This window comes from Nocardioides sp. cx-173 (assembly GCF_021117365.1).
In the GTDB taxonomy this organism is placed as follows: Bacteria; Actinomycetota; Actinomycetes; order Propionibacteriales; family Nocardioidaceae; genus Nocardioides.
This window is the reverse complement of record NZ_CP088262.1, coordinates 660,782-686,098: the sequence shown is the minus strand read 5'-3', so window position 1 is coordinate 686,098 and position 25,317 is coordinate 660,782. Positions and strand designations below refer to the sequence as shown.

The window sequence follows — 25,317 nt, the reverse complement described above, 5'->3', positions numbered from 1 at the left end:
ACTAGAGGGGGTAGGACTGGACGAAGTCCGTCAGCCTCTTGAGCTGGTCGGGGTCGGTGGAGGGGATGACGCCGTGCCCGAGGTTGAAGATGTGCCCGCGGGCGGCGCGGCCCGCCTCGATCACGTCGGCGGCCCGAGCGGTCATCAGGTCCGTGGGCGCGAACACCAGCGTGGGATCGAGGTTGCCCTGGACGGCGCGGTCGCCGACAGCGGGGATCGCGGAGCCGAGCGGCGTACGCCAGTCGACGCCGACGACGTCGGCGCCGGCCTCGCCCATGAGCCCGAGCAGGCTGGCGGTGTTGACACCGAAGTGGATGCGCGGCACGCCGAGCTCGCCGGCGCGGGCCAGGACCCGTGCGGAGTGCGGCATCACCTGCGCCTCGTAGTCGACCGGGGTGAGCGCGCCGGCCCACGAGTCGAACAGCTGGATGGCGGAGGCGCCGGCCGCGACCTGGACCTCGAGGTAGGCGGCGGAGATCTGCGAGATCTTGCGCATGAGCGCGTCCCAGACCTCCGGCGCGCCGAACATCATCGCCTTGGTCTTGGCGTGCTCCTTGGACGGCCCGCCCTCGACGAGGTACGACGCCACGGTGAACGGCGCGCCCGCGAACCCGATCAGCGGGGTGGCCCCCAGCTCGGAGGCCAGCGCCCGGACCGACTCGGTGATGAACGGGACGTGCTCGGGGGTGAGGTCCGGGATCGCCGCCACGTCCTCGAGCGTGCGGACGGGGTGGGCCACGACGGGCCCGACGCCGGGCTTGATGTCCAGGTCGACGCCGACCGCCTTGAGCGGCAGGACGATGTCGGAGAAGAAGATCGCGGCGTCGACGCCGTAGCGGCGGACGGGCTGCAGGGTGATCTCGACGGTCAGCTCCGGGCGCATGCACGACTCGAGCATGCCGACGCCCTCGCGCAGCTTGAGGTACTCCGGCAGCGAGCGCCCGGCCTGGCGCATGAACCACACCGGCGTGTGCGGCACCGGCTCGCCGCGGGCGGCCTTGAGGAAGGCGCTGTCGGCGAGCCCTGGGTGACGGGGAGGCGGGACCATGCACCAAGCCTCCCAGGTGACACCCGGCGTGTTCGCACAAGGGTTCGACGGCCCCGCCCTACTGTGGGCTCATGGTGGTCCGTCAGGAGACTCGGTCGGGCTCCGGAGCCGACGCGAGCCCTCCGGAGTTCCAGGAGGCGGTTGCGACGATGCGCGCGGCCACGCTGCGCCCGGAGATCTTCTGCGAGGAGATGCCGGCCCCCCAGCGCATCGCGCCGTACGCCGCCGCGCTGTCCGCCGACGTGACCGTCGAGGGGACCGACGTGGGCACCGGGCGGATCATCCTGCTCCACGACCCCGCCGGCAACGACGCCTGGGAGGGCACCTTCCGCTGCGTGGCCTACGCCCGCGCGGAGATCGAGCTGGACATGATCACCGACCCGCTCCTGGCCGACGTCGGCTGGACCTGGCTCACCGAGGCGCTGTCGTCCCACGGCGCGGCCTACACGGCCGTCTCCGGCACCGTCACGCGCGTCGCCACCGAGAGCTTCGGCGGCATGTCGGACGAGGAGGGTGCCGCTCAGCTCGAGATCCGCGCCTCGTGGACCCCGCTCGCCCGGCCGGGCGCGGGGCTCGACGTCGGCCCGCACGTCGAGGCCTGGGGCGAGCTGCTCTGCACCGCGGTGGGGCTGCCGCCCGTCCCCGAGGGCGTGACGGTCATGCCCGGGCGCCGCGGGCAGCGGGGCACCGGCCGCTGATGACCTCCGATCCCCCACCCGCCGACGCCGGCGAGCCCCTCGAGGAGGCACCGCCGCTCGCGGAGCTGCTGGTCCTGCGCGACGGGCTCACCGACGTCGTCGAGACCGACGAGGCGCTGCGTGCGGTGTGCGAGGCGCTGGCCGCCGGCACCGGCCCGGTCGCGATCGACGCCGAGCGGGCGTCGGGCTACCGCTACTCCAACCGTGCCTACCTGATCCAGCTGCGCCGCGAGGGCGCCGGCACCTCGCTCATCGACCCCATCGCGTTCGAGTCGCTGGCTCCGCTGCAGGAGGCCCTCGAGGGCACCGAGTGGATCCTGCACGCCGCCACCCAGGACCTGCCGTGCCTCAACGAGGTCGGGCTCTACCCCAGCGCCCTGTTCGACACCGAGCTGGCGGGGCGGCTCCTGGGCTACCCACGAGTCGGCCTGGCCACGCTCGTGGAGACGCTGCTGGGTCGGCGGATGAAGAAGGAGCACTCCGCCGTCGACTGGTCGACCCGCCCGCTGCCCCGGGCGTGGCTCGAGTACGCCGCCCTGGACGTCGAGGTGCTCGTCGAGCTGCGCGACCTGCTCGCCGCCGAGCTCGTCGAGACCGGCAAGGACGAGTGGGCGCGCCAGGAGTTCGAGTACCTGCGCACCTTCGTGCCCGTCCCGCGCGTCGACGCCTGGCGCCGCACGTCCGGACTGCACCGGGTGCGCGGGCGCCGCGCCCTCGGCGCCGTACGCGCCCTGTGGGAGCTGCGCGACTCCCTCGCCCAGCAGCGCGACGTGACCCCCAGCCGGATCGTCCCCGACTCCGCGATCGTGGCCGCCGCGCAGGCGATGCCGCTGGACCGGGACGCGCTGCTCGCCACCAAGGGCTTCCACGGCCGCGGCGCCGAACGCTACGCCGGCCGGTTCGCGGAGGCGCTGCGCGAGGTCGCCGAGCTCGACGAGGACGCCCTGCCCACACGCGCGCCGCGCGGAGACGGGCCTCCGCTGCCGCGGGCCTGGGCCGAGAAGGACCCGGTCGCCGCCCGCCGGCTGCAGCTCGCACGCGAGGCCATGACGGCGCTCGCCGAGGAGCGCAACCTCCCGGTCGAGAACGTCCTCACCCCCGACTTCCTGCGGCGCATCCTCTGGTCGCCCCCGGCCACCCGTCGCGGTGACGAGCTCGTCGACGCGGTCGTCACCCAGCTCTCCGGCTACGGCGCCCGCGGCTGGCAGATCGCGCTCGCCGCCCCGGTCATCGTGACGGCGATCCTGCAGGCCGACGAGGAGGCCGCGCACCAGCCCGACGCGCTGCCGGCGCCCGACGAGGGCGAGCCGGACGAGATCCAGCCGGACGAGTAGCTACTCGTCCGTGGGACTCGGGCTCTCCGAGGCCTGCTCGGGGTCCAGCACGGCCCGCGACTCCTCGTCGATCTGGGTCGTCAACGCGTCGAGGTCGGGCAGCGTCGTGGTCAGCAGCAGCCTCAGGGTGGACGACACCGCCCGCTCCAGCTGGGGCCAGTCGTCCAGGAGCGGCGGCACGACCATCCGGTCCACGCTTTCGGTGAACACCGCGGCGTGCTCGGGCATCCGGCCGGGCTGCAGGAAGTCGTCGGACACGGCGACCGGCAGGTTGGCGGGCGCCAGGTAGCCCTCGGCCGCGACCCGGGCCGTCGCGTCGCGCGAGACGACGTAGACCAGGAAGTCGGCGGCCTTGGCCGTGTTGGCCGCGTCCGAGGACAGGCACAGGCCGGTGAGCTCGCCGACCGTCGCCTCGTCGTCGATCCGCGGCATCGGCATCACGTCGAAGCTCAGCCCGGAGACCCGGCGCAGCTCGGGGGTCAGCGCCCGGAAGCCGGGGATCATCCCGAGCTTGCCGCGCTTGAACCACTCCAGCGGCGTGGCCCGGGCCAGCTGCTCGTCGGTGAGCGTCACGGACGCGTCGCGCAGCAGCTCGAGGGTGATGCTGAGCGCCTCGCGGGAGTCGTCGTCGGCGAGGGCGAGGGACGTGGGGTCGTCGTCGTCGTCGAAGAGCTTGCCGCCGCCGGAGTAGATGAACGGCGCCAGCCCGCGCAGCGTCGGGTCGACGTAGACCCCGCGGCTGCCGCGGCGCGGGCGGGTGGCGAAGTTGGCCGCGGCCGTGAACTCCTCGAACGTCCACCCCTCATGGCTGTCGTCCGCGGGGGCGGGCAGCTCCTGCTGGCGCATGCGCTCGAAGTCGATCAGGTCGGTGTTGTAGTACATGACCATCGGCGAGGCCCCGTAGGGCATGCACTGCAGCTCGTTGTCGGCGGAGAACGCCAGGAGCGCGTCGCGCGCGTAGTCGTCGCTGTAGTCGACGCCCCGCTCGTCGAGGAGCTCGAGCAACGGCTGGTTGAGGCCGCCGGCCCGCAGCAGGGCGAGGTCGCCGCGCGAGGCCAGGTAGACGTCCGGCACCTTCTCGGGGTCCTCGGAGCGGAGGTCACGGTTGAAGGCCTCGTGGCTGGGCCAGGTCAGCAGCTCGATGTCGGTGCCGTCGCTGTCGGCGTTGTAGGTCTCGACGAGGTCCTGGTAGGCCGCGACCTCCTCCTGGGGCCCCCACACCCCGAAGGTCAGCTTGGTGACCTTCGGTGGCTTGCTGGACACCGGCGGCTTCGGGTCGGACCTCGGCTCGGAGCCGTCGCAGCCGGCCGCCGCCACGCCGAGTGCCAGGAGGATCGCGAGCATGCCGGCTCCCAGTCGAGGGCGTCGTACGCCGCGCTGTCCGAGCCTCATCTGGATCCCTGTCCGCGCGCCACTGCCGGCCTTCCTGGAGGAGGCCCGGGGGTCACGCCCGGGCCACCTTACCGGCGGGCCGTCACCGATCAGGCGAGGGAGTGCCGTCGTCCGGCCTCCGCGAGGACCTCGTCGAACACCGGGCGTGCCAGCGCCGCGCCCTCACGTCGTACGGCGGCCGGGTCCAGCACCAGCAGCCGGTCCAGCCGGACCTCGCTCGGCCGGCCCTGCCGGTCCCACGCCCCGGTCCCGACGTCGCGCCAGTACCGGCCGTGACGGGCCTCGTCCTCGGCGTCGCGGTCGTGGTCCTTGCTCGTGAGCATCAGCCCCAGCAGGTCGTCCCCGCGCCGCCCGATGAGCAGCACCGGCCGGTCCTTGCCCTGGCTCGCGTCCTCCTCGTAGGGCACCCACGCCCAGACCACCTCCCCCGGGTCCGGCAGCCCGTCGGCCTGCGGCGCGTACCCGATCTCGTCGCCGCTCGGCGTGGCGGTCTGGCCGGCGCCCAGCAGGCGCCTCAGGATCGTGCGAGCGGTTCTCATGGGGCGAGCCTAGGCGCGCACCCGGCCCTCGGTGGTCGAGGTGCGAGCGAAGCGAGCCTCGAGACCCCCGCACCTCTGGCCGGACGAGGTGGGTGAGTGCGCCGAACCGGGAGCGCCTCACGGCGCATGGCCGCTCGTAGCGGCTTATTTTGGGACCCGGGGCTGCCGCGGCCCGGCGCACTCAGGACCTAGTTTAACGGCTCAGGCCAGGCCGCGCGCCAGCTCGGTGTGGCCGGCGGCCTCCAGCTGCTCGGCGAGGACCAGCATCCGCTGCACCTCGGCCGGGGAGGCGTGGGACAGGACGGCGCGGCCGGTGGCGACCACCCGCGCGAACGCCGAGGCGCGGAACAGCACGTCGGCGAAGTCGCCGCCGGCGATGCCGCGCAGGACCTGGTCGACCATGGTCCGCAGCTCCTCGATGCCGGGCGGGTCGGCGACTCCGGCCACCACGCGCGCGACCTGCGCCTGGGCGCGACCGGCCTCGAACTCGCGCGCGACGGCGGCCGAGTCGGCGTAGACCCACGAGCGGAGGAGGAACAGCCGCCACAGGCAGCCGGCGAGCGAGTCGGCCGGCGAGCCCGACCAGACCTCGGCGATGGACTCGATGCCCTCGGTGTCGGCCAGGTGCAGGAGCCGCTCGGCGACGGCGTCGTCCTGGCTCTCCCGGGCCCCGCGCACCAGCAGCTCCGCGGCGCGGTCCCCCGCCTCCGTCACGAGCGCGGGGTCGGCCCCGCCGATGATCTCGTCGAAGTAGGAGCCGCTGCGCCGCGCAGGGCGGTGGTGCGGCCGGCTCGTCATGCCCTCCAGGCTACGTCGCGCTCGCGCCCGCGGAGCCCAGGGCCTTGCGGATCCGCTGGTCGCTGACCGGGTACGCCGTGCCGAGGTGCTGGGCCCACAGCGAGACCCGGTACTCCTCCAGCATCCAGCGCACCCGACGCAGCCGCTCGCCCGGCGGCCGGCCCTCCGGCAGGGCCGCCACCTGGTGCAGGTAGGCCTCCTGAAGGTCGGTCACCCGGTCCATCAGCTGCCGGTCCTGGGTCACCGCGCCACCACCGGCCCCCAGCCGGTCGCGACGGGCCTGGAGCGCCGCGAGGTAGCGCGGGTAGGCGCGCAGCTGGGTCGTGCCGGCCTCGCGCACGAAGCCGCGCGTCACGAGCCGCTCGAGCTGGCCCTTCATGTCCGCGAGCGCCGGCAGCATGGTCATGTCGGCACGCCCGCTGAGCTGCTTCTCGGTGGCCCGCCAGGCGTCCAGCACCCGCAGCACGTCGGCGACCACGCCGGGCAGCGCGGCCTCCTGCTCGGGGCGCGCGGCCGCGACCAGGGCGGCGTACGCCGCCTCGTCACGCACCACCGGACGCGCGTCGACCACGGCCTGCAGCACCGCGAGGCGGCAGTCCTCGAGCAGCTCGGCCACCGAGGGGTACGGCGATCCGGCCAGGCCGAGCTTGTCGGCGTTGGAGAGGCCGTCGAGCACCGGGCGGTCGGCGCGCGGCAGCGCCAGCGCGAGCAGCCGGGTGACGCCGAGGCGGTGCCGCGCGTCGCGCTCGTCCTCGGAGCCGAAGACGGCGAGCCCGACGGTGTCACCCTCGTCGACCAGGCCGGGGTAGCCCTGCACCTCGTGGCCGGCTCGGACCTGGCGGAACGACTCCTCGAGGGTGCCGAACACCCAGGCGGTCTCACCGGTGCGCGCCAGCCCGCTGTCGCTGGCCACCTCGGCCATCGCCTTCGCGAACTGCGGCCGCAGCGGCGCCTTGAGCGCCTCGAGGTCCTTGCCGCGGGCCTGCTCACGACCGTCCTCGCCGACGACCCGATAGGTCGGGCGCAGGTGCTCGGGCACCTTGGTCCAGTCCCAGGCGTCGCGGGGCACCACGACGCCGGTCGTCGAGCGCAGGTAGCGCTCCAGCGCGTCGAGCAGCGGCTCCTCGCCGGCCGGCACCGCGGCCAGGAACTCCCGCGCCGTGTTGGGCGCCGGCACGAAGCTCACCCGCAGCCGCTTGGGCAGGCTGCGGATCAGGCTGGTGACCAGCTCCCCGCGCAGGCCGGGGACGTTCCACGAGAAGTCGTCGGCCGCGACCCGGTTGAGGGTCGCCACCGGCACGTCGATGGTGAGCCCGTCCTCGGCGCTGCCCGGCTCGAAGTGGTAGCTGATGGGGAAGGTCAGCCCCTCGCTCGACCACTGCTGCGGGTAGTCCTCCTCGCGCACCTCGTCGGCCGTGCCGTGGCGCAGCATCGCCGGGTCGAAGGTGAGGAAGTCGGGGTCCTCGCGACGCTTGAGCTTCCACCACTGGTCGAAGTGCGCGCCGCTGACGACCTCCTTGCCGACGCGGGCGTCGTAGAAGTCGAAGAGGGTGTGCTCGTCGACGACGATGTCGCGGCGGCGCAGGCGATGCTCGAGCTCCTCGACCTCCTCCAGCAGCGCCCGGTTGTGGGCGAAGAACTTCTGGTGCGTCGACCACTCGCCGTAGACGAGCGCGTGACGGATGAACAGCTCGCGGCTGTACTCGGGGTCCACCGTGCCGAAGCCCACGAGCCGGTCGGCGACCAGCGGGACGCCGTAGAGGGTCACCTTCTCGTGGGCCATCACCTGGGCGCGCTTCTTGGACCAGTACGGCTCGGAGTAGGTGCGCTTGAGCAGGTCGCCGCCGAGGCGCTCGGCCCACTCCGGCTGGATCGCGGCGTTCTGCCGCGCCCACAGCCGCGAGGTCTCGACCAGCTCGCCGGCCATGAGGTACGGCGGGCTCTTGCGCGCCAGCGCGCTGCCCGGGAAGATCGCGAACCGCGCGCCGCGGGCGCCGACGTACTCGCGCATGGGGCGCCGCCCGCCCCGCTGGGGCTTCTCCTTCTCACGCTCCTCGAGCATGCCGATGTGGCTGAGCAGCCCGGAGAGCAGCGCCTGGTGGATGGCGTCGGAGTCCATGCCGTCCTCGGACGGCTTGCCGACCTCGATGCCCATCTCCTTGGCCACGCGGCGCAGCTGGGACTCGAAGTCCTGCCACTCGCGCACCCGCAGGTAGTTGAGGAACTCGCGCTTGCACAGCCGCCGGAAGGCGCTGCTCCCGAGCTCTCCCTGCTGCTCCTTGAGGTAGCGCCACAGGTTGAGGAAGGTGAGGAAGTCCGAGCTCTCGTCGCGGAAGCGCGCGTGCCTCTGGTCGGCCTGCTGCTGCAGCTCCGCGGGCCGCTCGCGCGGGTCCTGCAGCGACAGCGCGGCGGCGATCACCACCACGTCGCGCACGCAGCCGAGCCGCTCGGCCTCGATGATCATCCTGGCCAGTCGCGGGTCGATGGGCAGCCGCGCGAGGCGCCGGCCGAGCTTGGTGAGCTTGCCGCCCGCCAGCGCGCCGAGCTCCTCCAGGAGCTGCACGCCGGCGTGCACGTTGCGCTTGTCGGGCGGCTCGACGAAGGGGAAGCGACCCACGTCGCCGAGCCCGAGCGAGGCCATCTGCAAGATGACCGAGGCCAGGTTGGTGCGCAGGATCTCGGGCTCGGTGAACTCCGGGCGCGACTCGAAGTCCTCTTGCGAGTACAGCCGGATTGCGATGCCGGCCGCGACCCGGCCACAGCGCCCGGAGCGCTGGTTGGCCGAGGCCTGGCTGATGGCCTCGACCGGCAGCCGCTGCACCTTGGTGCGCACCGAGTAGCGCGAGATGCGCGCGACGCCCGAGTCGACGACGTACCGGATCCCGGGGACGGTCAGCGAGGTCTCGGCCACGTTGGTGGCCAGCACGACCCGGCGCCCGGAGTGGGAGGAGAAGACGCGGTGCTGCTCGGCGGCCGAGAGCCGCGAGTACAGCGGCACGATCTCCACGGTGCCGAGCCGCTCGAGCCGGGCGTCCCCGAGCGCGTCGGCGGTGTCGCGGATCTCGCGCTCGCCCGGCAGGAACACCAGGATGTCGCCGGGGCCCTCCGCGCACAGCTCGCGCACGGCGTCGACGATCGCCTCGGTCTGGTCGCGGACGACGGTCTCCCCTTCCTCGTCCTCCTCGGGGCGCTCGACCAGGGGGCGATAGCGGATCTCGACCGGGTAGGTCCGGCCGGAGACCTCCACGACCGGGGCGTCGAAGTGCTTGGCGAAGCGCTCCACGTCGATCGTCGCGCTGGTGATGATCAGCTTGAGGTCGGGACGACGCGGCAGCAGCCGCTTGAGGTAGCCGAGCAGGAAGTCGATGTTGAGGGTGCGCTCGTGCGCCTCGTCGATGATGATCGTGTCGTAGCGGCGCAGCTCGCGGTCGCGCTGGAGCTCGGCCAGCAGGATGCCGTCGGTCATGAGCTTGACCCGGCCGCTGCGCGAGGTCCGGTCGGTGAACCGCACCTGGTAGCCGACCAGGTCCCCCAGCTCGGTGCCGAGCTCCTCGGCGATGCGCTCGGCCACCGAGCGGGCGGCGATGCGCCGCGGCTGGGTGTGGCCGATCAGCTTGCCGTCCGGACCACCCTGGCCGCGCCCGAGCTCGAGGCAGATCTTCGGCAGCTGGGTGGTCTTGCCCGACCCGGTCTCGCCCGCGACGATCACGACCTGGTGGTCGCGGATCGCGGCGGCGATGTCCTCGCGGCGCTGGCTGACGGGCAGCTCCGCGGGGTAGACGATCTGGAGCTGCTGGGTCTCGGTCATGGCCCGGCCCATTGTGCCGGACGGCCTTGCTAGAACACGTTCTACTTGCGAGGATCGCGCCGTGACAGAGCACCAGTACGACGTGGTCGTGGTCGGCTCGGGCGGTGGCGCGCTCACCGGCGCGGCCCTGGCGGCGAAGGCCGGGCTGTCGGTGGTCGTGGTCGAGAAGACCAGCCAGATCGGCGGGACGTCGGCCTACTCCGGCGGCGCCTGCTGGCTGCCTGGCAGCCGGGTGCAGCAGCGCGCGGGTATCGCGGACTCCACCGAGTCGGCGCGCAGCTACCTGGACGCGATCCTGCACCAGCCCGACGACGAGCTGGTCGAGGCGTTCCTCGCGCACGCGCCCGAGCTGGTCGCCGCACTGGAGGACGACCTGGGCGTCGACTTCGAGTGGCTGCCGTTCCCGGAGTACTACGAGGCGCCCGGCCGGGTCGCCTCCGGGCGCTCCATCCAGCCCACGAGCGTCCGTCGCGGCGACCTGCCGGCCCAGGTGGCCGAGCTCGTGCGCCCGCCGGTAGAGCGCGACCGCGCCGGCGAGCCGGGCCGGAGCACCCTGACCGGCGGGCAGTCGCTCATCGCCCGGCTGGCGGCGGTTCTCGTCCGGGAGGGCGGGGAGATCCGCACGAACCTGCCGGTCACCGGTCTGCTCACCGACGACGAGGGCCGGGTCGCGGGCGTCGCGGCGATGACCCCCGAGGGGCCGGTCACCTTCGGCGCCACGCGTGGCGTGCTCCTCGCGGCCGGCGGCTACGAGGGCAACGCCGCGCTGCGCCAGGAGCGCGGCGTCCCCGGCGACGCGACATGGACGATGGCGCCGCAGGGCACCAACACCGGCGAGCCGATCCAAGCGGCGATCGCGCTCGGGGCGGCCGCCGACTTCAGTGCTCTCGGCTGGTTCTGCCCCGGACTGGAGCACCCCGACGGCCGCGGGTCGTTCACGCTCGGCCTGCGCAGCGGGCTCCTGGTCGACGCCTCCGGACGGCGCTACGCCAACGAGGCGCAGCCCTACGACCGACTGGGCCGAGCGATGGCCGCGGCCGTCGACGGGCAGGCCGCGCGGGTGCCGTCCTGGCTGGTCTTCGACTCCCGCGAGGGCGGCCGGCTGCCGGCGATCGCCATGCCCGAGGGCGACCCGGTCGAGCACCTGGCCGCCGGCACGTGGGCACAGGCCGACACCCTCGAGGCCCTCGCGGCCACCATCGGCGTGCCCGCCGACGCCCTGGTCGCCACCGTCGCGCGGTTCAACGGCTTCTGCGAGAAGGGCGTCGACGAGGACTTCGGCCGCGGGGACGACGAGTACGACACGTTCTTCGCCGGCGGCGAGGGGTCCAACTCCGCGTTGACGCCCTGCGACCGGCCGCCGTACTACGCCGCCCGCTTCGTGCTCTCCGACCTCGGCACCAAGGGTGGCCTGGTCACCGACGCCGCCGGGCGCGTGCTGCGCCACGACGGCTCCGCGATGCCTGGCCTCTACGCGGCGGGCAACTGCGCCGCCTCGGTGTTCGGCCCCGTCTACCCCGGCCCGGGCGCCCCGCTCGGCTCGGCGATGGTCTTCGCGTCGCTGGCCGTGCGGGACCTGCTCAGGCCGTGAGGCGACTCAGCCCTGCGGGTTGCGCCCGGGGCGGAGCGGCTCAGGCCTCGCCGTCTCCGGATTCGGGGGCGGGCGTCCCGGACTCGGGCGCCTCGGGCAGCTCGGAGTCAGGCTGCTCGGAGTCGGGCAGCTCGGAGTCGGGCTGCTCGCCGAACGGCAGTCCGCCCTGGCCGCCCTCGTACTCGTCGTCGCCGTAGTGGCCGGGCGGCATCATCATCCCGGGCCCACCGTGGGGGCCGCCCCGGTGGCCGTGCTCCTGGAACCGTCCGCCCGGACCGAAGCCGTCCGGCTCGTCGTCGTCGGCCCAGGCGCTCACGGCCGCACCGCCGAGGCCCCCGAGGAGCAGGCAGAGCGCCGCGACGCCGGCCACGATCGGCGCGCCGAGGCTGCGCTTGCGCCAGCTGGTCTTCTGCGGGGGCTGGGGCCCGGTGGGGGCAGCCGGCTGGTTTGCGGCCGGCTGGTCCGGGGCCGGCTGGTCCGGGGTTGGCTGGTTCGCGGCCGGCTGAACGGGCTGGGTCTCGTGCTCGTTCACGGGTGAAACCTCCTTCTGTGGTTCTCTCGTTTCGTGCACCACTGAGTGTCGGCGGCGAGCCTGTGCAGACGCTGTGCTCGCAGGATGAGGACGTCGTGAGCCGGCTCCTGGCTGCGCCTCATCGCGCTCACAGGAGAGTCACAGGGTGGCGAGGCACAGTGGAGCCATGGCACAACACGACCTCGTACGCGCCGACGGCTCACCGCTGCGTGTCCTCGTCGTCGACGACGAGGTGAACCTCGCCGAGCTGATCTCGATGGCGCTGCGCTACGAGGGCTGGCAGGTCGAGACCGCCCACACCGGGACGAAGGCGGTGAGCACGGCCAAGGAGTTCCGCCCCGACGCGGTGGTGCTCGACATCATGCTGCCCGACTTCGACGGCCTCGAGGTGCTGCGCCGGCTGCGCAGCGCCGACGCCGACGTCCCGGTCCTCTTCCTCACCGCGCGCGACGCTGTGGAGGACCGGATCGCCGGGCTCACCGCAGGCGGCGACGACTACGTCACCAAGCCGTTCTCCCTGGAGGAGGTCGTCGCGCGCCTGCGCGCGCTGATGCGGCGCGCCGGCGCCCAGCAGGCCAAGGAGTCCCCCGTCCTGGTGGTGGGCGACCTGGAGCTGGACGAGGACAGCCACGAGGTACGCCGCGCGGGCGAGGAGATCAGCCTGACGGCGACCGAGTTCGAGTTGCTGCGCTACCTGATGCGCAACCCCCGCCGGGTGCTCAGCAAGGCGCAGATCCTGGACCGGGTCTGGAACTACGACTTCGGTGGCCAGGCCAACGTCGTCGAGCTCTACATCTCCTACCTGCGCAAGAAGATCGACGCCGGCCGCGAGCCCATGATCCACACGATGCGCGGCGCCGGGTACGTCCTCAAGCCGGCCGCATGAGGCTGCCTCGGTCGCTGGCCTCGCGACTGGTCGTGACGACCGTCGCGCTCGTGGCGGTCGCCGCGCTGCTCATCAGTGGCGCGACCGCACTGGTCATGCGCAGCTACCTCAACGGCCAGCTCGACGACAAGGTGCTCTCCTCGGCACGCCGCGCCGAGGACGGCCCCGGGCTGCGCGGGCCGGGTCCGCACGGCCACGAGCCGCGGGGCCCCTTCGGCAACCAGGAGCCCGCCACCCTCGTGGCGCTGCCGGACGAGGGCGTGGGGATCGTCCTGGCCGACCAGCCCGGCGACAGCGCCCAGCTCGACGACGAGGCGCTCGACCTGCTCGCCGACGTCCCCGACGACGGCGAGGTGCACACCGTCGACGTGCCCGAGCACGGCCGGTACCGGGTCACCGTCGAAGGCGGCCTGGTCTCCGGGCTGCCCACCGAGTCGGTGGACGCCGCGGTCGCGTCGGTGGTGCGCTGGGAGCTGCTGCTCACGCTGCTGGGCGTCGTGAGCACCGGCGCGCTGGCCTCGAGCGTCGTACGCCGCCAACTGCGCCCGCTCACCGAGGTGGCCGAGACGGCGCGCGCCGTGGCCACCCTGCCGCTGGCCTCGGGCGAGGTCGGGGTGACCGAGCGGGTGCCGGCGCACCTGACAGACGAGCGGACCGAGGTCGGCCAGGTAGGCGCCGCTCTCAACACCCTCCTCTCGCACGTGGAGTCCTCGCTGGACGCGCGGCACCGCAGCGAGCAGCAGGTGCGGCAGTTCGTGGCCGACGCCTCCCACGAGCTGCGCACCCCGCTGGCCACGATCGTGGGCTACGCCGAGCTCGCCCGACGCCGACCGGGGGACGCCGAGGCCGCGGCGACCGCGCTCGCGAAGGTCGAGGAGGAGTCCACCCGGATGACCCGACTGGTCGAGGACCTCCTGCTGCTGGCGCGCCTGGACGCCGGGCGACCGCTGGCCCGGGAGCCCGTGGACCTGACCCGGCTGCTCCTGGAGGCCGTCGAGGACGCGCGGGTGCTGGCGCCCGAGCACCGGTGGGCGCTGCACCTGCCCGAGGAGTCGGTCGAGGTGCTCGGGGACGAGCAGGCGCTGCACCAGGTGGTGACCAACCTGCTCACCAACGCACGCAAGCACACCCCGCCCGGCACCGAGGTCACGGTCTCGCTGACCGACCGCGGCTTCGAGGTCGCCGACGACGGACCCGGCTTCCCCCCCGAGCTGGCCGAGCATGCGTTCGAGCGGTTCGCGCGCGGTGACGCCGCCCGCCACCGGCAGGGAGGCGTCGGTCTCGGTCTCGCCCTGGTCCGGGCGATCGTCACGGCCCACGGCGGCGACGTACGGCTGGACACGACGCCGGGCGACACCCGGATCCGGGTGGATCTGCGCTAGTCTTCGGGACAACGGATTGTCAGACAATCTGACGCCCGACCACCCGAGGAAGAAGCGCTCCGGATGACCTCATCGCTGACCGACCTGCCCGCCACCAACGGCATCGAGTTCGCTCGCGCCGAGGAGCGCACCGCCCACAACTACCACCCGCTCCCGGTGGTCGTCGCCCACGCCGAGGGCGCGTGGATGACCGACGTCGACGGCGGCCGCTTCCTCGACCTCCTGGCCGGCTACTCCGCGCTCAACTTCGGCCACAGCCACCCCGCGCTCGTCGCCGCGGCGCACGCCCAGCTCGACAAGCTCACCCTCACCAGCCGAGCGTTCGTGCACGACCAGTTCGCCGACTTCTGCACCGCCCTGGGCGACCTGTGCGGCAAGGACCTGGTGCTGCCGATGAACACCGGCGCCGAGGCCGTCGAGACCGCGATCAAGGTCGCTCGCAAGTGGGGCTACGAGGTGAAGGGCGTGCCCGCCGACCGCGCCACGATCCTGGTCGCCTCCGGCAACTTCCACGGCCGCACCACCACCATCGTCGGGTTCTCCGACGACCCCGACGCCCGCGACGGCTTCGGCCCCTTCGCCCCGGGCTTCGTGACGGTGCCCTACGGGGACCTGGCCGCCCTCGAGGCCGCCATCGACGACACGACCGTCGCCGTGCTGATCGAGCCGATCCAGGGCGAGAGCGGCGTCGTGATCCCGCCCGAGGGCTACCTGCGCGGCGTCCGCGAGGCCTGCACGCGCGAGAACGTCCTGTTCGCGGCCGACGAGATCCAGGCCGGTCTCGGCCGCACCGGGCGCACCTTCGCCTGCGACCACGAGGACGTCGTCCCGGACATCTACATCCTCGGCAAGGCCCTGGGCGGCGGCATCGTGCCGGTCTCGGCGGTCGTCGCCGACCGCGACGTGCTCGGCGTGCTCAAGCCCGGCCAGCACGGCTCCACGTTCGGCGGCAACCCGCTGGCCTGCGCGGTCGGCCACGCGGTCGTCGACATGCTCGCCACCGGCGAGTTCCAGCGGCGCGCCGACGAGCTGTCGCTGCTGCTGCGCGAGCGCCTCGAGTCGATGATCGGCCACGGCGTCCTCGCCGTCCGGGTCCGTGGCCTGTGGGCCGGCGTCGACATCGACCCCGCTGTGGGCACCGGACGCGAGGTCTGCGAGGCGCTCATGGCCCGCGGCGTCCTCGCCAAGGACACCCACGGCTCCACCATCCGCCTCGCGCCCCCGCTCGTCGTCTCCGCCGCCGACCTCTCCTGGGGCCTGGACCAGCTCGCCGAGGTGGTCGCGCGCTAGACCGCGGCCGCGGGCCGACCGGCTACGACCTCACCCGGGCGCGATGACCTCGACGAGCGCCGGCAGGGAGGCCGCGAGGATCGCGAGCAGCTCCTCGCGGCTCACGCCCGCCGGCTCGGCGCGCCAGCTGAGCACGAGCTCCTCGGCCATCGCCGACCAGCCGCGCACCAGCAGCCGGGTCGTGGGCGTGTCCGCGACGATCTGGCCCCGGGCGTCCTCGCGGAAGATCCGGTCCGTGAGTGCGGAGCGGGCCTCCTCGTAGATCTCGCGCAGCGCGTCGTTCCCGCCCGCGGCCCCCTTGACCAGGGACAGGTAGCCCTCGTAGTTGGCCGTGACGTAGTCGACGTAGGCCGTCACCGACACCCGCAGCCGCTCCAGCGGCTCGCCCTCCACGGGCGGCGCGGTCTGGGCGATCAGGTCGTCGGCCGCGCGGCGTACGACGGCCTCGTGGAAGGCGTGCTTGTTGCCGAAGTAGTGGTAGAGCAGGCCGCGCGAGATGCCGGCCTCCTCGGCCAGCACGTCGATGGAGAGCTCGTCGAGCGAGCGCGTCGCGAGCAGCCGGACCCCCAGGTCCAGCAGCTGGGAGCGGCGCTCGTCGGGAGCGAGCCGGGTGCGTGCGGGTGACGTCACGTCACGAGTGTATTGACACTCGTTCAATAACGGCAATACCGTCGCGCCATGAGCTCCCCCCACGCGGTCGACCACGTGATCATCGGCTCAGGCTTCGCCGGGCTGTGCGCCGCGATCAAGCTGCAGGAGGACGGCGAGACCGACTTCGTGGTCCTGGAGAAGGCCGGCGAGGTCGGCGGCACCTGGCGCGACAACACCTACCCCGGCGCCGCCTGCGACGTCCCGAGCCAGCTCTACTCCTACTCCTTCGCCGAGCACGACTGGCCCAGCTCCTACTCCCCCCAGCCCGACATCCAGGCCTACACCCAGCGGGTCGCCGCCGAGTCCGGCACGCTCGACCGGTTCGTCTTCGACACCCCGGTCACCGACGCCGTCTGGGACGAATCCGCGCAGCGGTGGAGCGTCCACACCCCGGCCGGCGTGTGGACCGCGCGGTTCCTCGTCGTCGCGGCCGGCGCCCTCGAGGAGCCCAAGGTGCCCGACCTCGAGGGGCTGGACACCTTCCAGGGCCAGGTCTTCCACTCCGCGCGCTGGGACCACGACGTCGACCTGGCCGGCAAGCGCATCGCGGTCGTCGGCACCGGCGCCTCCGCGATCCAGATCATCCCCGAGCTGCAGAAGGTCGCCGCCCGCCTGGACGTCTACCAGCGAACGGCGCCGTGGGTGATCCCCCGCAACGACCGGGCCTACTCCGGCCTCGAGCGCCTCGCGCTGCGGCGGGTGCCGGGTCTGCGCCGCCTGTACCGCACCGCCCTCTACTGGTCGCACGAGGCGTACGTGCCGGCGTTCACCCTCCAGCCCAAGATCGCGGCGCCCGCCCGAGCGCTGGCCCTGAAGAACATCGAGAAGGGCATCTCCGACCCGGCCCTGCGCGACAAGGTCACGCCGCGCTTCGCCTTCGGCTGCAAGCGGGTGCTGCGCTCCAACACCTATTACCCCGCCCTCGCCGCCGACAACACCGAGGTGGTCACCGAGCGCATCGCCAAGGTCACCGGCGATGCGGTCGTCACCGAGGACGGCACCGAGCGCGAGATCGACGTGCTCGTCGTCGCCACCGGCTTCCACACGACCGACCTGCCGATCGCCGAGCACATCACCGGCCGGTCCGGGCGCACGCTCGCCGACACCTGGCGCCGCACCGGCATGGCGGCCTACAAGGGCACGACCGTGCCGGGCTTCCCCAACCTGTTCATGCTGGTCGGACCCAACACCGGCCAAGGGCACACCAGCATGATCTTCATCATCGAGTCCCAGGTCGCCTACCTGCGCGACGCGCTGCGCACCGTCCGCCGCCGCGGCCTCGACGCCGTCGAGCCCACCCAGGAGGCCACCGACCGCTGGAACCGCTCCCTGCAGCGCCGGATGCGCCACACGGTGTGGACGACGGGCGGCTGCGACAGCTGGTACCTCGACGACCATGGCCGCAACACCGTCCTCTGGCCCCGCACCACCGCAGACTTCCGGCGCCGGTTGGCGTCCTTCGACCAGGAGGCATACGTATGAGGACCCTCGACGGCAAGGTCGTCGTCATCACCGGCGCCGGCTCCGGCATCGGTCGCGCACTCGCGGTCGAGACGGCCGGGCGCGGCTCGCTGCTCGCGCTCTCGGACGTCGACGAGGCCGGCCTGGCCGAGACCGTCGACCTGGTGAAGGCGAGGGGCGCCGAGGTCCGCAGCGACCGTCTCGACGTCGCCGACCGGGCGGCGTTCGCGGCGTACGCGAAGGCCGTGGCCGAGCACTTCGGGCGGGTCAACGTGGTGGTGAACAACGCCGGCGTCGCGCTCTCCGGGGACCTCGCGGACCTGTCCTACGACGACATGGAGTGGATCGTCGGGGTGAACTTCTGGGGGGTCGTCCACGGCACCAAGGAGTTCCTTCCCCACCTGATCGCCTCCGGCGACGGCCACGTCGTCAACCTCTCCTCCCTCTTCGGGCTGGTCTCGATGCCGGGGCAGAGCGCCTACAACGCCACGAAGTACGCCGTCCGCGGGCTCACCGAGGCGCTGCGCGAGGAGATGCTGGTGGCCGGCCACCCCGTGGGCGTGACCGCCGTCCACCCCGGCGGCATCAAAACCGCGATCGCTCGCAACGCGCGCGCCGCCGAGGGCAACGACGCCGCGGAGCTCGCCCGGTTCTTCGACGAGAAGCTGGCCAAGATGACCCCGGAGAAGGCCGCCCGCGTCATCGTCAAGGGCGTGCTGAAGAACAAGGCCCGGGTGCTGGTCGGGCTGGACGCGCACGCGGTGCACCAGGCGGCCAAGCTGGTCGGGTCGCGCTACCAGGACGTGGCGGCCCGCGCCTCGCGCAGGGTGCTGTGACCGCGCCCGTGCCACCGCGGCCAGGCGACCCCGTCCGGGTCGTGATGACCAAGTGGGGCGAGCGTCCCCACTGGGAGTTCGACGCGGTGCTCCTCGGCACCGACGAGGCCGGCGACTGGCTCGGCCTGCCGGCCGGGGGCACGATGTCGCGGCCGGGCGCCGACTACGTCGCCCCGGTCGACCAGGCGCTCCTGGTGCCGGCCGAGGGAGCTCAGGCGAGTCGGGGTTGGCTCGCCACCTTCCACGCCACGGAGGGTCCCCTCCACACCTACGTCGACATGACCACGCCACCGCGCTGGGACGGCCGCACCCTGCGGGCGGTCGACCTCGACCTCGACGTGATCCGCGAGAACGACGGGCGGGTCTGGCTCGACGACGAGGACGAGTTCGCCCAGCACCGCGTCGAGCTCGGCTACCCCGACGAGCTGGTCGCGCTCGCCCTGTCCACCTCCGAGCGGATCCTCGCGGCGGTCGAGGGGAGGCGGGCGCCCTTCGACGGGAGCGCGCTCGCGTGGCTGAGCCTCGTCGAACGGCTCTCCGTCTAGGACGCGAACGTCCGGCTCCGACGGCGACGGCGCCTACCGGGGTAGCGCAGCGGACCGACCAGCCGGGGTCCGGCCAGACGGCTCTCCAGCCGGCTCGCCTCGCGCCTCAGGGGCTGCGCCACGTACTCGCCCAGGATCACGCCGGCCGAGAGCGCGGTGGCGATGGAGGCGGCCGAGATCATCGCCAGGAGCCCCTGCGAGGTGGCGGTCCCGCCCTCGGCCATCAGCGCCAGACCGCGGTAGATCGACAGTCCGGGCAGCATCGGCACGACCGCGGAGACGACCACCACCAGCGGCGGGACCCGCAGGCGACCGGAGACGGTGTAGCTGACCACCCCGACGAAGAACGCCGCGAGGGCGGTCGGCCAGGCGCGGCCGAAGCCCTGGATCGAGATCGACTGCGAGATCGAGATGGCGAGCCCGGCGATGAGCGCGATCGGCAGGATGATCCGACGGGGCGCGTACGACGAGAACGCGAACGCGGCCGCACACAGGGCGGCGCCGAGCGCGACCGGGGTGAGCGTCTCCCAGGTGGAGGCGGCCATCCCGACGCGGCGCAGCTCCACGCCGGCCACGTCGGCCACGGTGAGGCCACCGCTGACGCCGGCGATGATGCCGGCCGTGGCCAGCAGCGCCTCGGTGAGCCGCGCGCCGGCGGTGATGTAGAAGCCCGAGAGTGCGTCCTGGAGGGCGCCCATGAACCCGATCCCCGCGAGCAGCATGATGATGTTGGCGGTGATGACCAGGGACGGGTTCTCCACCAGGCCCACCCCGGCGGCGGCCGCCGCGAGCAGCGTGGCGACGGCTCCGCCCGCGACCTGCTGGTAGAAGAACGGCAGCCGGCGGCGGGCCATCCACAGCTGCAGCCGATCGATGCAGACCGCCGCCACGAAGGCGATGGCCACCACCGTGACGTCGCCGCGCAGCAGGATGCCGACCCCCGAGCACATGGCTCCCCAGCCCAGGCTGATCGCCCACCGGGGGGTGCCGTGCCCCGACGACACGATCCGGGCCAGCGTCGCGCGCGCCTCGGCCAGGTCCACGTGGTCGGCGATCACGTCGCGGACCAGGTGGTCGACGAGCGTGAGGTCCTCGTAGTCGATGTCGCGCTGCTTGACGTGGCGCACCTGCATGAGCGGAGACTCCTCGGGGGAGACCTGGTAGCTCATCGACAGGGACGTGAACGTGACGTCGATCTCGGGGTGCCGCAGGCCGAAGTGCCACGCCAGCGTCTGCATGGTCGAGGTGACGTCGGCGGCGCCGGCCCCCGACGAGAGCAGCAGCTCCCCCACCCGGAGACAGAAGTCCATCGTCAGGTTCAACGCGCGTCCCTCGGCCATCCCGCCATGCTGGCAGGCACCGAGTGTGCTTCGCTTGGCGGGTGCGCATCGACTTCCACGCCTCCGCCGAGCCCACGCTGGGGGTCGAGTGGGAGCTGGCACTGGTCGATCGGAAGACCCGCGACCTGCGCAACGACGCCTCTCATCTCTTCGCCCGCGCCCGGCACCGGATGCCGGATCCGAGCCGCCTGCACCAGGAGCTGCTGCGCAACACCGTCGAGCTCGTGACCGGCGTCTGCCGCACGGTGCCCGAGGCCATGGCCGAGCTGCACGAGACGCTCGCCGCCGTGGTGCCGGCCGCCGACGAGCTCGGGCTCGACCTGTACGGCGCGGGCACGCACCCCTTCGCGTCGTGGACCGCGCAGGAGCTGACGCCGGGCCACCGCTACGCCGAGCTGATCAACCGCACCCAGTGGTGGGGACGCCAGATGCTCATCTGGGGCGTCCACGTCCACGTCGGGATGCCCGAGCGCGACCGGGTGCTGCCGGTGCTCTCCGCGCTGCTGAACTACTACCCGCACCTCCAGGCCCTCTCGGCGTCCTCCCCGATCTGGGCCGGGGTCGACACCGGCTACGCCTCCAACCGGGCCCTGATGTTCCAGCAGCTGCCCACAGCGGGGCTGCCGTTCCAGTTCGACACCTGGGCCGAGTACGAGCGGTTCGTGGACGACCAGCTCACCACCGGGGTGATCGAGGTGCTCTCCGAGGTGCGGTGGGACGTGCGGCCCGCCCCGCACCTGGGCACGATCGAGACCCGGGTGTGCGACGGCGTCTCCACCTTCGACGAGCTGGCCGCGCTGACGGCTCTCGTGCACTGCCTGGTGGTCGACCTCGACACGCGGCTGGCGGCGGGAGAGACGCTGGCGACCATGCCGCCGTGGCACGTGCAGGAGAACAAGTGGCGCTCGGCCCGCTACGGCCTGGACGCGATCATCATCCTGGACGCCGAGTCCCGGGAGCGCCTGGTCACCGACGACCTCGTCGGCCTCGTGGAGCGGCTGACCCCGGTCGCCGACCGGCTCGGCTGCGAGGCCGAGCTGCGCTCGGTGCTCGACATCGTGCGCCGCGGCGCGTCCTACCAGCGGCAGCGGGCGGTCGCCGAGCGCACCGGGGGCGACCTCGTGGCGGTCGTCGACTCGGTCGTCCGCGAGCTCCGCGACGGGCTCTGAGGGTGGCCCAGGTCGCCCTGGCGGCGCCCAACGAGGCGGCGGCCGCCGCGGGCGAGCGGGTCGCCCTGGCCGGCGGCAACGCCGTGGACGCGGCGCTGGCCGCCACGTTGGTGACGATGGTCAACGAGGTCGGCCTGGTCTCCCTCAGCTCCGGCGGCTTCGTCACCGTGCAGCCACCGGACGCGACGCCGTACACCGTCGACGGCTGGATGGACATGCCCGGCCGCGGCAGCCGCCCGCCGGGCGGCGGCACCTGGGACGTCGTCACCGAGTACGGCGACGGGGTCACGACCACGATCGGGCCGGGCTCGGTCGCGGTGCACGGCTCGGTCGCGGCGTTCGGCGAGGTGCACGCCCGCGACGGCAGGCTGCCCTGGCGCGACCTGGTCGCTCCGGCGATCGAGGTCGCGCGCGGCGGCTTCCGGCTCAGCCGGGCGTCGCGCTACTACCTCGACCACGTCCACCTCGACATCTACGGCTGGGACGAGGGCAGCCGGGCCGCGCTGCACGACCGCGACGGAGAGCTGACCCGCGGACCCGTCGTGCTCCCGGACCTGGTCACGACCCTGCATCAGCTGGCCGACGAGGGGCCGGCGGCCCTCCACACCGGGGACCTCGCCCGCCGGATCGCGGGCGACGTGCTCGCCCGCGGCGGCCTCCTGCACGCCGACGACCTGGCGGCGTACGCGCCCGTCGTACGGCCATCGCTGGCCACCCGCATCGGGCGCTGGACCCTGGCCACGACGCCGCCGCCCTCGGTCGGCGGGGTCTGTGTGGCCGCCATGCTGCGGCTGCTCGAGGACCGCCCCCACGGTCCGTGGACGCCCGACGACCTCGACCACCTCGTCCGAGTCCAGCGCGCGGTGCTCGGGCACCGCCTCGACGTCCTGGACCACACCGACGACGTCGCGGCCGCCGCGGCGGCGTTCCTGGCGCTTGTCGACCGCGACCACCTCGCCGTCCTGGAGTCCGGGTCGACGGCGCACGTGTCCGCCGCCGACAGCGACGGGCTGGCCTGCTCGGTGACCGTGTCGTCGGGCTACGGCTCCGGGCTCCTCGCGGAGGGCACGGGGATCTGGCTCAACAACTGCCTCGGGGAGCAGGAGCTCAACCCGCGCGGCCTCCACGGCTCGGCCCCCGGCACCCGGTTGCTGTCCAACATGGCGCCGACGGTCGGCCGGCACGACGACGGGTCGGTGCTGGCGATCGGCTCGCCGGGCGCGGACCGGATCACCACCGCCGTCACCCAGGTGCTGGCGCTGTTCGTGAGCGGCGGGCTGTCGCTGCGCGACGCCATCGACCACCCCCGGCTGCACCTGCACCGCGCCGGCCGCCCCCATGAGCAGCTCAAGCAGGAGGGCGAGCCCACCATGTACTTCGGCGGCGTCGGCGCCGCCCTCGTCGGCCCCGATGGTCGGCTCGACGCGGCCGCCGACCCCCGCCGCGAGGGCGCGGTCCGGCTGGTGGCGGGGCCCGGCTAGTAGCCGCCTGCCGGCTCGGTCATCTCCAGGCGGACCCCGAGCAGCCGCACCGGACGGTCCCGGTCGACCCGGCCGAGCAGCTCGACCGCGGCCGCGCCGAGGACCTCCGGGTCGTTGCTCGGCTCCGGCAGGGTCAGGCTGCGGGTGACGGTGAGGAACGGCTTGAACCGCACCTTGATCCCGACCCGGGCCGCGGGGCGGCCCTCGGCGTCGATGTCGGCCACCGCACGGCGCGCCAGCCGCCGGGCCGCCTCCTCGACCTCGGCCCAGTCCTCCAGGTCCGCCTGGAAGGTCTCCTCACGACCGTGCGCCCGCGGCACGTAGGGCTCCGGGTCCACCTGGCTGGTGTCGACGCCGCGGCCGAGCCGGTGGAACCACGGCCCCATCGTCGGCCCGATCTCGGCGGCCAGGACGCGGACGTCGGACTCGGCCAGCTGGCGCACCGTGTCGATCCCCAGCGCCGCCAGCCGCTTGGCGGTCTTGGCCCCGATCCCCCACAGCGCCCGGGTCGGCCGGTCGCCCATCTCCTCGAACCAGGTCTCGTCGGTGATGCGGTAGACCCCGCGCGGCTTGCCGAAGTCGGTGGCGATCTTGGCCTGCAGCTTGTTGTTGCCGATGCCGACCGAGCAGTGCAGCCGCGTCGCCGCGAGCACCGCGGCGCGGAGCTGCTCGGCGAAGGCGACCGGATCCTCGCGCGGCTCCCGCGCGGCCAGGAACGCCTCGTCCCAGCCGAGCACCTCCACGTCGACCGGCGCGCCGTCCCACTCCTGCGCGCGCAGCGTCGCCATCACTACCGCCGAGGCCGCCTCGTACGCCGGCGCGTCGACCGGCAGGATCACCGCCTCGGGGCACTTGCGCGCCGCCAGCCGCAGCGGCATGCCGGACCCCACGCCGTACTCGCGCGCCTCGTAGGAGGCCGTGGACACCACCGCCCGCTCGGTCGGGTCGCCGCGACCCCCGACGATCAGCGGCAGGCCCGCCAGCTCGGGTCGCCGCAGCACCTCCACCGCGGCGATGAACTGGTCCAGGTCGACGTGCAGCACCCAGCGGGCCTGCGGCGGACCGCCCGACGTCGTCATGGCGTCGTCGTGGGGGGCGGGGGCAGGGCGTCGGTGGACTCGGTCTCGTCCATGCCCGTCAGGAGCAGCAGGTCGACGACGATCGAGCGGAGCTGGGCGAGGATCACCTCGGCGGCCAACACCTCGGAGCGCTCGACCTGGCCGGTGCGCTCACCGACGGCGAGCACCTGCGGCCGGGCCGCGAGCGCCATCCGGTCGGCGGCGAGCTCGGCGGCCACCGCGTCGGCGGCGTCGGCCAGCTCGAGCGCCAGCCGCGCGTAGGAGCCGGGGACCGCCCCGTGCCGGTAGGCGGTGATCGCCGTCTGCCGTACCAGCACCCGGGTGGAGCGCAGGGTCCGGTCGAGGGGGTCGACCAGGTCGCTCACCCGCCTGAGGTTGTCGCGGTGGCGCACGCGGAACGGCGAGGAGGCCACGACGGACATCCCCTCGTCGGCGGCCGACTGGAGCTCGCGGATCAGGTGGTCGGTGGCGCGGGCGTCGGCGAGCAGCGCCAGGCCGCGCTCGGCCTCCCCGGTCACCATCACCTCGCTGGCCGCGCGCAGCAGCTCGGCGATCTTGTCCATGACCAGCGCCGCCTGCTCGCGGGGCCGCCGCAGCGGCGCGGCCGGGACGACCGTGGCCGCCACCAGGGCGACCGCGCCGCCGACCAGCGCGTCCGTCCAGCGGGTCAGCGCCGCGCTCGGATCCGGCAGCAGGGTGCTGACGACGATCGACTGCACGGCCGCCTGGGTGACGAACAGCTGCCCGCCGTCGAGGAGGAACGCCGTCGTCATGGCCAGGCCCACGATCAGCACCAGCTGCCACGCCCCCGAGCCGATCTGGATGACCAGCAGGTCGGCGATGAAGACGCCGATCGCCACCCCGAGGGTGACCTCGACGACGCGCCGCAGCCGCTGGCCGTAGGACGTGCCGAGGCTGACCACCGCGGCGATCGGCGCGAAGAACGGCGTGTCGTGGCCCAGCACGTCGGCGGCCAGGAACCACGCGGCCCCGGCCGCGAGTGCGCACTGGGCGATCTGCCACCGCTTGGCCCTCAGCCGCAGGAGGCGGGCCCCGAGCGACGTGCGCCCCCACGCCCGCATCCGGTCCAGTCGTCCGGCCTCCATGCCCCGATCGTGTCACGACCGCGCGTGCTCCAGCGCTCGCTTGAGGTCCCCGAGATCGCGGTACCAGACCCGGACCTCGGTGCGACAGCGGACGCGTGCCACGCGGCGGTCGTACTCGCCGCACTCGGCGAAGGCCTCCGAGTCGGTGGGCGGGGAGAGCTCGGAGCCGTCGGAGTAGTGGATGCCGAAGCCGTTGGCGGCGTCACCCTCCACCTCGACGATGACGGGCGGCTCGGGGACGCGGTCGACGGGCGAGCCGTGGTCGGCGCGCGCCAGGCCGGCGACGCCGAGGGTCAGCAGGATCGTGGTCAGGACGGAGAGAAGGATCTTCATGGCGGCGACGCTAGGAGC

22 protein-coding genes are annotated in these 25,317 nt (G+C 73.5%); 11 read left to right on the top strand and 11 right to left on the bottom strand.

What is annotated here, in order from left to right:
* Window position 1: 1 nt before the first annotated feature.
* On the bottom strand, window positions 2–1,048 hold the full coding sequence (gene hemE / locus LQ940_RS03190) for a uroporphyrinogen decarboxylase (protein ID WP_231244451.1): 1,047 nt from the start codon (window positions 1,046–1,048) through the stop codon (window positions 2–4).
* A gap of 71 nt (window positions 1,049–1,119) precedes the next feature.
* Here hemE and LQ940_RS03185 point away from each other — a divergent pair, with 71 nt between their 5' ends.
* Window positions 1,120–1,746, top strand: coding sequence for a DUF3000 domain-containing protein (locus LQ940_RS03185; protein ID WP_231244452.1), 627 nt, complete (start codon window positions 1,120–1,122; stop codon window positions 1,744–1,746).
* Window positions 1,746–3,080 carry a ribonuclease D gene (locus tag LQ940_RS03180; protein ID WP_231244453.1) on the top strand — a complete coding sequence of 445 codons (1,335 nt, stop codon included), beginning with the start codon at window positions 1,746–1,748 and terminating at the stop codon, window positions 3,078–3,080. The genes LQ940_RS03185 and LQ940_RS03180 overlap by 1 nt, the downstream gene beginning before the upstream one ends.
* On the opposite strand, the gene LQ940_RS03175 is transcribed toward LQ940_RS03180, so the two are convergent.
* The 4 genes from LQ940_RS03175 to hrpA form a co-directional block, all read right to left on the bottom strand.
* A complete protein-coding gene (locus LQ940_RS03175; RefSeq protein WP_231244454.1) occupies window positions 3,081–4,472 on the bottom strand; it encodes an ABC transporter substrate-binding protein in 1,392 nt (463 codons plus the stop codon).
* A gap of 89 nt (window positions 4,473–4,561) precedes the next feature.
* Window positions 4,562–5,011 carry a type II toxin-antitoxin system PemK/MazF family toxin gene (locus LQ940_RS03170; protein WP_231244455.1) on the bottom strand — a complete coding sequence of 150 codons (450 nt, stop codon included), beginning with the start codon at window positions 5,009–5,011 and terminating at the stop codon, window positions 4,562–4,564.
* A 201-nt stretch (window positions 5,012–5,212) separates the two neighbouring features.
* The gene (locus tag LQ940_RS03165; RefSeq protein ID WP_231244456.1) at window positions 5,213–5,809 is read right to left on the bottom strand and encodes a hypothetical protein; all 597 of its coding nucleotides are present in this window, start codon (window positions 5,807–5,809) and stop codon (window positions 5,213–5,215) included.
* Between the two features lie 10 nt (window positions 5,810–5,819).
* Window positions 5,820–9,617, bottom strand: a complete 3,798-nt coding sequence (gene hrpA / locus LQ940_RS03160) for an ATP-dependent RNA helicase HrpA (RefSeq protein ID WP_231244457.1) — start codon at window positions 9,615–9,617, stop codon at window positions 5,820–5,822.
* A 61-nt stretch (window positions 9,618–9,678) separates the two neighbouring features.
* On the opposite strand from hrpA, the gene LQ940_RS03155 reads away from it, so the two are divergent.
* On the top strand, window positions 9,679–11,208 hold the full coding sequence (locus LQ940_RS03155) for an FAD-dependent oxidoreductase (protein WP_231244458.1): 1,530 nt from the start codon (window positions 9,679–9,681) through the stop codon (window positions 11,206–11,208).
* Between the two features lie 40 nt (window positions 11,209–11,248).
* Here the strand turns inward: LQ940_RS03155 and LQ940_RS03150 are convergent, their stop codons facing one another.
* The gene (locus LQ940_RS03150; protein WP_231244459.1) at window positions 11,249–11,740 is read right to left on the bottom strand and encodes a hypothetical protein; all 492 of its coding nucleotides are present in this window, start codon (window positions 11,738–11,740) and stop codon (window positions 11,249–11,251) included.
* Window positions 11,741–11,906: 166 nt separating this feature from the next.
* Between LQ940_RS03150 and LQ940_RS03145 the strand changes: the two genes are divergently transcribed.
* The 3 genes from LQ940_RS03145 (at window position 11,907) to rocD (ending at window position 15,298) form a co-directional block, all read left to right on the top strand.
* A complete protein-coding gene (locus tag LQ940_RS03145) occupies window positions 11,907–12,626 on the top strand; it encodes a response regulator transcription factor (RefSeq protein ID WP_231244460.1) in 720 nt (239 codons plus the stop codon).
* A complete protein-coding gene (locus tag LQ940_RS03140) occupies window positions 12,623–14,008 on the top strand; it encodes a sensor histidine kinase (protein WP_231244461.1) in 1,386 nt (461 codons plus the stop codon). The genes LQ940_RS03145 and LQ940_RS03140 overlap by 4 nt, the downstream gene beginning before the upstream one ends.
* Window positions 14,009–14,071: 63 nt before the next feature.
* Window positions 14,072–15,298 (top strand): ornithine--oxo-acid transaminase, encoded by a 1,227-nt coding sequence (rocD, locus tag LQ940_RS03135; RefSeq protein WP_231244462.1) that lies wholly within the window; start codon window positions 14,072–14,074, stop codon window positions 15,296–15,298.
* A gap of 30 nt (window positions 15,299–15,328) precedes the next feature.
* Here the strand turns inward: rocD and LQ940_RS03130 are convergent, their stop codons facing one another.
* A complete protein-coding gene (locus LQ940_RS03130) occupies window positions 15,329–15,928 on the bottom strand; it encodes a TetR/AcrR family transcriptional regulator (RefSeq protein WP_231244463.1) in 600 nt (199 codons plus the stop codon).
* 48 nt (window positions 15,929–15,976) lie between these two features.
* Here LQ940_RS03130 and LQ940_RS03125 point away from each other — a divergent pair, with 48 nt between their 5' ends.
* Genes LQ940_RS03125 through LQ940_RS03115 form a run of 3 tightly spaced genes read left to right on the top strand, consistent with a single transcriptional unit; the run spans window position 15,977 to window position 18,791 of the window.
* Window positions 15,977–17,431, top strand: coding sequence for a flavin-containing monooxygenase (locus tag LQ940_RS03125; protein ID WP_231244464.1), 1,455 nt, complete (start codon window positions 15,977–15,979; stop codon window positions 17,429–17,431).
* Window positions 17,428–18,246 (top strand): SDR family NAD(P)-dependent oxidoreductase, encoded by an 819-nt coding sequence (locus LQ940_RS03120; RefSeq protein WP_231244465.1) that lies wholly within the window; start codon window positions 17,428–17,430, stop codon window positions 18,244–18,246. Before LQ940_RS03125 ends, LQ940_RS03120 begins: the two co-directional genes overlap by 4 nt.
* On the top strand, window positions 18,243–18,791 hold the full coding sequence (locus LQ940_RS03115) for a DUF402 domain-containing protein (protein WP_231244466.1): 549 nt from the start codon (window positions 18,243–18,245) through the stop codon (window positions 18,789–18,791). Before LQ940_RS03120 ends, LQ940_RS03115 begins: the two co-directional genes overlap by 4 nt.
* On the opposite strand, the gene LQ940_RS03110 is transcribed toward LQ940_RS03115, so the two are convergent.
* Window positions 18,788–20,131, bottom strand: coding sequence for a threonine/serine ThrE exporter family protein (locus tag LQ940_RS03110; RefSeq protein WP_231244467.1), 1,344 nt, complete (start codon window positions 20,129–20,131; stop codon window positions 18,788–18,790). The genes LQ940_RS03115 and LQ940_RS03110 overlap by 4 nt on opposite strands.
* A gap of 41 nt (window positions 20,132–20,172) precedes the next feature.
* Between LQ940_RS03110 and LQ940_RS03105 the strand changes: the two genes are divergently transcribed.
* Together LQ940_RS03105 and LQ940_RS03100 are read left to right on the top strand one after the other, a co-directional pair.
* The gene (locus tag LQ940_RS03105; protein ID WP_231244468.1) at window positions 20,173–21,300 is read left to right on the top strand and encodes a glutamate--cysteine ligase; all 1,128 of its coding nucleotides are present in this window, start codon (window positions 20,173–20,175) and stop codon (window positions 21,298–21,300) included.
* A gap of 2 nt (window positions 21,301–21,302) precedes the next feature.
* Complete coding sequence (locus tag LQ940_RS03100) at window positions 21,303–22,781, top strand: gamma-glutamyltransferase (RefSeq protein WP_231244469.1); 1,479 nt, start codon at window positions 21,303–21,305, stop codon at window positions 22,779–22,781.
* Here the strand turns inward: LQ940_RS03100 and LQ940_RS03095 are convergent.
* From LQ940_RS03095 to LQ940_RS03085, 3 genes are read right to left on the bottom strand one after another with little or no spacing between them, the layout of a single operon-like run.
* Window positions 22,778–23,860, bottom strand: coding sequence for a DNA polymerase IV (locus LQ940_RS03095; protein WP_231244470.1), 1,083 nt, complete (start codon window positions 23,858–23,860; stop codon window positions 22,778–22,780). The two genes, LQ940_RS03100 and LQ940_RS03095, sit on opposite strands and share 4 nt — an antisense overlap.
* Window positions 23,857–24,966, bottom strand: coding sequence for an FUSC family protein (locus tag LQ940_RS03090; protein ID WP_231244471.1), 1,110 nt, complete (start codon window positions 24,964–24,966; stop codon window positions 23,857–23,859). The genes LQ940_RS03095 and LQ940_RS03090 overlap by 4 nt, the downstream gene beginning before the upstream one ends.
* Before the next feature lie 12 nt (window positions 24,967–24,978).
* The gene (locus LQ940_RS03085; RefSeq protein ID WP_231244472.1) at window positions 24,979–25,299 is read right to left on the bottom strand and encodes a hypothetical protein; all 321 of its coding nucleotides are present in this window, start codon (window positions 25,297–25,299) and stop codon (window positions 24,979–24,981) included.
* Window positions 25,300–25,317 lie beyond the last annotated feature (18 nt).